Source organism: Stenotrophomonas sp. Marseille-Q5258 (genome assembly GCF_946900935.1).
Taxonomy (GTDB): Bacteria; Pseudomonadota; Gammaproteobacteria; order Xanthomonadales; family Xanthomonadaceae; genus Stenotrophomonas; species Stenotrophomonas nematodicola.
On sequence record NZ_CAMPPN010000036.1, the window covers coordinates 26588 to 33485 of the forward strand.

Genomic DNA, 6898 nt, shown 5'->3' on the forward strand with positions numbered 1-6898 from the left:
GCGGCAGGGAACGCCTCATCCTAACCAAGCCGGCGCGGGAAGGCAGCATGACCTTGGACCCGCGCGCGCCGCGACCCGGCCTCAACGCGGGCCGAACAGGTGCCTGCGTTCTTCCTCGCCCAGCGGTTTGCCGGCATCGGGATTGACCTGCGCACGCAGCGCGAAGGCACGCCGGGTGGCCGGACGCGCGGCGATGGCGTCGTGCCAGCGCTTCAGGTGGGGGAAGGCGGCGAAGTCCACCGGCAGCGTGTCGTAGGCGCCGATCCAGGGGTAGCTGGCCATGTCGGCGATGCTGTAGCTGTCCCCGCCCAGGTAGGCGCTGGCCGCCAGGCGCTTGTCCATCACCCCATGCAGGCGGCGCACCTCGTTGTTGTAGCGTTCGATCGCGTAGGGAATGCGCTCGGGGGCGTACACATTGAAATGCCCCATCTGCCCGCTCATCGGCCCCAGCCCGGCCATCTGCCAGAACAGCCATTCCAGTACCGCCACGCGGCCCCGGCTGTCGGCCGGCAAAAAGCGGCCGGTCTTCTCGGCCAGGTACAGCAGGATGGCACCGGACTCGAACACGCTCTGCGGCGCACCGCCGTCCGTCGGCTCGTGGTCGACCAGGGCCGGCATCTTGTTGTTCGGTGAAATGGTCAGGAAATCGGGTTTGAACTGGTCGCCGGCGCCGATGTTGACGGGTTTGATCTGGTACGGCAGGCCGGTTTCTTCCAGCATCAGCGTGACTTTGTGGCCATTGGGGGTGGGCCAGTAGTACAGGTCGATCATGTCGTGGGCTCGGCGAAGGCGAAGGCCGAGTGTAGTGCGTGAGTTGGGTTGGCAGGGTCAATCCGGCCCGGTACGCTGCCGCCTCTCCCGCAACGCAGCATTCCAGCATGTCTCCCTCCCCGCCCCGCCGCCTCAGCCCCATGTCGTCCCTGATCTTCGCCTCGCGCTGGCTGCAGCTGCCGCTGTACCTGGGGCTGATCCTGGCCCAGTGCGTCTACGTATTCCTGTTCGGGAAGGAACTGTGGCACCTCATCCACGACGCCAACAGCCTGGGCGAGCAGCAGATCATGCTGATCGTGCTCGGTCTGATCGACGTGGTGATGATCTCCAACCTGCTGGTGATGGTGATCGTGGGTGGCTACGAGACCTTCGTGTCACGCCTGGGCCTGGAAGGCCATCCCGACCAGCCGGAGTGGCTGAGCCATGTCAACGCCAGCGTGCTCAAGGTCAAGCTGGCGCTGTCGATCATCGGCATTTCCTCGATCCACCTGCTCAAGACCTTCATTGCCGCCGGTGCCCTGGACGGTCTGCCGCTGTGCCCGCCGGAACTGATGAACGTGGCCGCTTCCAACATCGGTGCCAGCAAGTGCAGCTCGATGACCAGCGCCGGCGTGCTCTGGCAGACCATCATCCACTGCGTGTTCATCCTCTCGGCGATCGGCATCGCCTGGACCGACAAGCTGATGTCCGGTTCGTCGTCCAAGGCCCACGCGCACTGACGTTGCGCCCCCCGGCCGGCATCGGCGACGATGCCGGCTGGTCCCACCGGCCTGGCCCCTGCGCCGCCCCGGTGATGCTAGATTGCACACCTGCAGCAGCGCCGTGGACGCCGGGAAACGTCCAGGGGCGTCGGCCGGCCTGACCGCTTCAGGTCTTACGTACCGTCGTATTCAAGGGGAAGTTGGATGTCGCACGTCACCACGTTTGCCAAAACGCGCCTGCTCGCGCCGGTCACCCTGCTGCTGGCGCTGGCCGCCTGCTCCGGCAAGGACGAACCGAAACCCGCCGATGCACCGGCCACGCCCGCCGCCACCGGCACCGCAGCGGCACCGGCCGCGCCGGCCGTGTCGGCCAAGGTGCAGTCGCTGGGCACCGAAGAGCTGCGCGAACTGGCCAGCAAGGCGCTGCGCGAGAACCGCATGTATGCCCCGGCGGGCGACAACGCGATGGAGTACTACCTGGCGCTGCGCGACAAGACCCCGGACGATGCATCGGTGAAGAGCGCGCTGACCGACCTGCTGCCGTACACGCTGATCGCGGCCGAACAGAACCTCACCCGCGAAGACTTCAACGAAGCCCAGCGCCTGGTCGCGCTGATCGAGAAGGTCGACGCCACCGCACCGGCGCTGCCGCGTCTGAAGCAGGGCATCACCGGCGGCATGCAGACTGCGCTCAAGCGGACCCAGGAAGAGACCGACAAGGTCAAGAAGGACGCCGAAACCCGCGCCAAGCAGTTGGTGGAGCAGCAGCGCCAGGCCCAGCAGCAGGCCAGCGAAGCCGAAGCAGCACGCCAGATCGCCGCCCAGCAGGAAGCTGCCCGTCGCGATACCGACCGCCAGGACGCCGAACGCCAGGCCACCGCACGGCGCGAGGCCGAACAGCGCCAGCAGCAGGCCGCCGCCCAGCAGGCCGCCGCCGCACGTGCCACCCCGGCCGCTGCGCCGAGCCTGCGTCCGGTCAGCACCCCGGCACCGCGCTACCCGGCCGACGCACTGCGCTCGGGCACCTCGGGCGAAGTCCTGGTGGAAATCACCGTCGGTACCGACGGCTCGGTGACCAACGCCCGCGTGCTCCGTGCCAACCCGGCGCGCGTGTTCGATCGCGAGGCACTCAACGCCGTGAAGCGCTGGAAGTTTGAACCCGTCGGCGCCCCGGTCACCACCCGCCGCACCCTGGCATTCGCCCCGGAAGGCGGTTGATCGGCACGCAGCACCCCTGAAGAAGCCCGGCACCCGCCGGGCTTCTTCGTTCCAGCGCCTGCCGCATGCCCTGCGCCGATCGGCGCGAGCCGCCTTGCCTTCACCGCCACAGCATCCGCTCCCGATGCCGCTGCAGCGCCCGTGCGTAGATGGCCGGATCGCTGGCGAACTCTGCCATGAAGCGTGGTTCCGGCAGTGCATAGGGATCATCCGGTGCAATGGCGCACTCGGCCTCCAGCTCAGGCGGAAACACCGGCGCACGGCAGGTCTTGAAGGTGATCCAGCGGCTGAGCGTCAACGCGCCGTAGATGGGAAACATCAGCGTGTAGCGCAGCGGAAAGAACGTAGTGCCCATCATCAGGCACACCAGCATCCAGCAGTTGCGCAGCGTGCCCTTTGGCGAGAGGGTGATCACGCGGTCCAGTGGGTCGTCGAAACAGTGTTCCGGGCCGTCCTTCATGTAGCGGCAGATCAGCGCCCACTGCTCGCGGATATCGTCGTCATGGTTCCAGAAGTGGCCAATGGTGAAGGTCTGCTGCACCTGGCGGTGACGGTCGAGCAGATGGCAGCGCAGATCCCGCAGGCTGGGGTCCTGGCCGCCACGACCGATGTGGAAGAACGCGTACGGCGAGCCCCAGGGTACGACGACCACGCCATCGGGACCGTTGTGACGGAAGAAATAGATCTTGCGGGTGATGCGGTTGAATCGGACCGGGTAGTGGGTGTACTGGAAAAGGTCCTTTCTCAGGTGCAATGTCCAGAACAGCCACCAACCACCCATGCCAGCAGCGAAAGGGAACAGCAACGAGAGAAGGCTCTCCGTCATCTCTTCATGCATGGTGACCACAAGGTCGGCAGCGGCCACCAACCCCACGAGAATACCCAGCGACACGACCAGCTGAATAAGCGTCGGGGCCATTCCTTTCATTTTGAACGTGCGATCAACAAATTCGATGAATACGGAGTTGAATTTGACCAAGCCGAAGGCATCGTCAGGTGTGGCTCGCTCCATTCCTGAAGGATTGAGCTCCGCCAGAGCTTCATCGTTGGAGATGCTCCGACCGTATTTGAACGGAGGCTGCCATCCACTAAGCACCTTGATCTCCCCTCAATGCTCCAAGCGCGGGATTCTGCGATTCCAGATCAGCAAATCGCCCTGAGTCGCTACCTTCGAAATGCATGGTCTTATCCAACCAGCGCTGTACTCCGTCGGGTTTGAACCACGCAACCACCACGGTGGTGATGGCAACCACAATCAGCAGAATGCTTGCGACCGGCACTCCATAACCGGACATCGTCAGTGCAGAAGCCAGCTCGCCTACAAGTCCCAACCCCATCATTCTGATTCCATACACCCTGTTGAGTTCCGCGTCCCTGTAGCTTTTTTACGAACACGAGTACCCCCGACACCACACCTGCCACCCCACTCAACCAACGCCCGCTGGCGCTGACCACCGCCGCTTTCGTGTCGGCCCTGAAACTCTACCGGCCCATCGGCTCGGCCCGCTTCTGCGGAGGGGACCGACTGCGTGCGCACCTTGTGACAATGGGAAAATGAAGCCGTCATCGCCACAGCATGCGCTCCCGATGCCGCTGCAGCGCCCGTGCGTAGATGGCCGGATCGCTGGCGAACTCGGCCATGAAGCGCGGTTCCGGCAATGCATAGGGATCACCCGGTGCAGCGGCGCATTCGGCGTCCAGCTCAGGCGGAAACACCGGCGCACGGCAGGTCTTGAGGGTGAGCCAGCGACTGAGCGTCAAGGCGCCGTAGATTGGCAGCATCAGCGTGTAGCGCAGCGGAAAGAACGTTGTGCCCATCATCAGACACACCAGCATCCAGCAGTTGCGCAGCGTGCCCTTTGGCGAGAGGGTGATCACGCGGTCCAGTGGATCGTCGAAACAGTGTTCCGGGCCGTCCTTCATGTAGCGGCAGATCAGCGCCCACTGCTCGCGGATATCGTCGTCATGGTTCCAGAAGTGGCCAATGGTGAAGGTCTGCTGCACCTGGCGGTGGCGGTCGAGCAGATGGCAACGGAGATCACGCAGATTGGGGTCCTGCCCGCCTCGGCCGATGTGGAAAAACGCATACGGCGAGCCCCAGGGAACGACGACCACGCCACCCGGTCTGTTGTGGCGGAAGAAGTAGATCTTGCGGGTGATGCGGTTGAAGCGGACCGGGTAGTGGGTGTACTGGAAGAGGTCTTTGCGAAGGTGAAGATTCCATAGGAGGGCGACGCACGTCGCGAGCCCCAGCGTGAACATAGCCAGTGCAGCCCAGTCACCATAGTCACTCACTCGCCCATCCATATGCGCAATGAAGTAGATGTAGACACACGCCAGGAATACCTCTCCCGCCATTAACAAAAGCGTTGACGCCATGCCCTTTACTTTGAAGGAACGATCAACGAACTCAAGATAGGTCGAATTGAAGGAGATCATTCCAAACGCATCGTCCGGAACATGCGATCCTGGCGAGTCTTTCAGAAGCAGCGATTCTTCTTCGCTAGGGAGCAGCGAACGCTCCATCGTGAATGCTGGATACCACCCGGTCATCATGCCAGTGCACCGCTATCCTTCTCATACGGCCTGCATTTATTCCCTTCTGCGCAATGGCGCTCGTCCCTCAATCTTGGCCGGCACTCAAGTGTGCTACCGCAGGAGCATCTGCAGTCAGGCTGAGCCCGGCGCTTGGCCAACCATACGTCCGGCATGAAGGAAGCGTGCACATTCACCGCCACAGCATCCGCTCCCGATGCCGCTGCAGCGCCCGTGCGTAGATGGCCGGATCGCTGGCGAACTCTGCCATGAAGCGTGGTTCCGGCAGTGCATAGGGATCATCCGGTGCAATGGCGCACTCGGCCTCCAGCTCGGGTGGGAACACCGGTGCACGGCAGGTCTTGAGGGTGAGCCAGCGACTGAGCGTCAAGGCGCCGTAGATTGGCAGCATCAGCGTGTAGCGCAGCGGAAAGAACGTTGTGCCCATCATCAGACACACCAGCATCCAGCAGTTGCGCAGCGTGCCCTTTGGCGAGAGGGTGATCACCCGGTCCAGCGGATCGTCGAAACAGTGTTCCGGTCCGTCCTTCATGTAGCGGCAGATCAGCGCCCATTGCTCGCGGATGTCGTCGTCATGGTTCCAGAAGTGACCAATGGTGAAGGTCTGCTGCACCTGGCGGTGGCGGTCGAGCAGATGGCAGCGCAGGTCGCGCAGATTGGGGTCCTGTCCGCCTCGGCCGATGTGGAAGAACGCATGCGGCGATCCCCAAGGCATGACGACCACGCCACCTGGACCGTTGTGGCGGAAGAAGTAGACCTTGCGGGTGACGCGGTTGAAGCGAACCGGGTAGTGAGTGTACTGAAAGAGGTCTTTTCGGAGGTGGAAATGCCAGAAGTAGAACGGAAAGCCAAGCGCCGGCACGGATAACACAGCGATTCCAATCAGAGAACTGATGACGTCATCTTCCATACCCAATGATGTGATGGCGACCTGCACCAGCACAGCAATCATGAAGATGGATCCGGCAGCAGACATAGCCGTGGCTGCCATCCCCTTGATCTTGAAAGTTCGATCGACAAACTCAAGGTGCGTTGAGTTCAGCCTCGTCATTCCAACCGCGTCGTCAGGACAGAATTCGCCATGATCGAATTGATGAAGTTCAAACGCCAACTCGATCTGCTCAAGTGTCCTGGCGTAGCTGAAGACGGGATACCAGCCCGTCAGCACGTCAATGCACCATCGTCTGGCGTGAGGGAACTGAACACATTCACCGCCACAACATGCGCTCCCGATGCCGCTGCAGCGCCCGTGCGTAGATGGCCGGATCGCTGGCGAACTCGGCCATGAAGCGCGGTTCCGGCAATGCATAGGGATCACCCGGTGCAGCGGCGCACTCGGCGTCCAGCTCTGGCGGAAACACCGGCGCACGGCAGGTCTTGAAGGTGATCCAACGGCTGAGCGTCAACGCGCCGTAGATGGGAAACATCAGCGTGTAGCGCAGCGGAAAGAACGTAGTGCCCATCATCAGGCACACCAGCATCCAGCAGTTGCGCAGCGTGCCCCTCGGCGACAAGGTGATCACCTGGTCCAGTGGATCGTCGAAACAGTGTTCCGGGCCGTCCTTCATGTAGCGGCAGATCAGCGCCCACTGCTCGCGGATATCGTCGTCATGGTTCCAGAAGTGGCCAATGGTGAAGGTCTGCTGCACCTG

At 62.9% G+C, this 6898-nt stretch carries 7 protein-coding genes and 1 pseudogene; 2 read left to right on the forward strand and 6 right to left on the reverse strand.

Annotated elements, in window-relative coordinates:
• Positions 1 to 81: 81 nt before the first annotated feature.
• Positions 82 to 771, reverse strand: a complete 690-nt coding sequence (locus OC534_RS17855) for a glutathione binding-like protein (RefSeq protein WP_017355903.1) — start codon at positions 769 to 771, stop codon at positions 82 to 84.
• A 107-nt stretch (positions 772 to 878) separates the two neighbouring features.
• On the opposite strand from OC534_RS17855, the gene OC534_RS17860 reads away from it, so the two are divergent.
• Together OC534_RS17860 and OC534_RS17865 are read left to right on the forward strand one after the other, a co-directional pair.
• Positions 879 to 1490, forward strand: coding sequence for a TIGR00645 family protein (locus tag OC534_RS17860; protein ID WP_017355902.1), 612 nt, complete (start codon positions 879 to 881; stop codon positions 1488 to 1490).
• Positions 1491 to 1676: 186 nt separating this feature from the next.
• Positions 1677 to 2690, forward strand: coding sequence for an energy transducer TonB (locus OC534_RS17865; protein WP_017355901.1), 1014 nt, complete (start codon positions 1677 to 1679; stop codon positions 2688 to 2690).
• Positions 2691 to 2790: 100 nt separating this feature from the next.
• Here OC534_RS17865 and OC534_RS17870 read toward each other — a convergent pair whose 3' ends face one another.
• The 5 genes and pseudogenes from OC534_RS17870 to OC534_RS17890 form a co-directional block, all read right to left on the reverse strand.
• Complete coding sequence (locus OC534_RS17870; protein ID WP_262072307.1) at positions 2791 to 3786, reverse strand: DUF6708 domain-containing protein; 996 nt, start codon at positions 3784 to 3786, stop codon at positions 2791 to 2793.
• Positions 3779 to 4030 (reverse strand): hypothetical protein, encoded by a 252-nt coding sequence (locus OC534_RS17875; protein ID WP_262072308.1) that lies wholly within the window; start codon positions 4028 to 4030, stop codon positions 3779 to 3781. Before OC534_RS17875 ends, OC534_RS17870 begins: the two co-directional genes overlap by 8 nt.
• A gap of 223 nt (positions 4031 to 4253) precedes the next feature.
• A complete protein-coding gene (locus tag OC534_RS17880) occupies positions 4254 to 5216 on the reverse strand; it encodes a DUF6708 domain-containing protein (RefSeq protein ID WP_262072309.1) in 963 nt (320 codons plus the stop codon).
• Positions 5217 to 5418: 202 nt separating this feature from the next.
• Positions 5419 to 6414: a DUF6708 domain-containing protein gene (locus tag OC534_RS17885; RefSeq protein ID WP_262072310.1), complete on the reverse strand. Its 996-nt coding sequence runs from the start codon at positions 6412 to 6414 to the stop codon at positions 5419 to 5421.
• A 40-nt stretch (positions 6415 to 6454) separates the two neighbouring features.
• A pseudogene (locus OC534_RS17890) lies at positions 6455 to 6898 on the reverse strand (hypothetical protein); the annotation flags it as partial.

Coding starts and splice junctions, on each gene's coding strand:
- OC534_RS17865 (WP_017355901.1), top strand. CDS start 1,677: ATGTCGCACGTCACCACGTTTGCCAAAACGCGCCTGCTCGCGCCGGTC.
- OC534_RS17860 (WP_017355902.1), top strand. CDS start 879: ATGTCTCCCTCCCCGCCCCGCCGCCTCAGCCCCATGTCGTCCCTGATC.
- OC534_RS17875 (WP_262072308.1), bottom strand. CDS start 4,030: ATGATGGGGTTGGGACTTGTAGGCGAGCTGGCTTCTGCACTGACGATG.
- OC534_RS17880 (WP_262072309.1), bottom strand. CDS start 5,216: ATGGAGCGTTCGCTGCTCCCTAGCGAAGAAGAATCGCTGCTTCTGAAA.
- OC534_RS17855 (WP_017355903.1), bottom strand. CDS start 771: ATGATCGACCTGTACTACTGGCCCACCCCCAATGGCCACAAAGTCACG.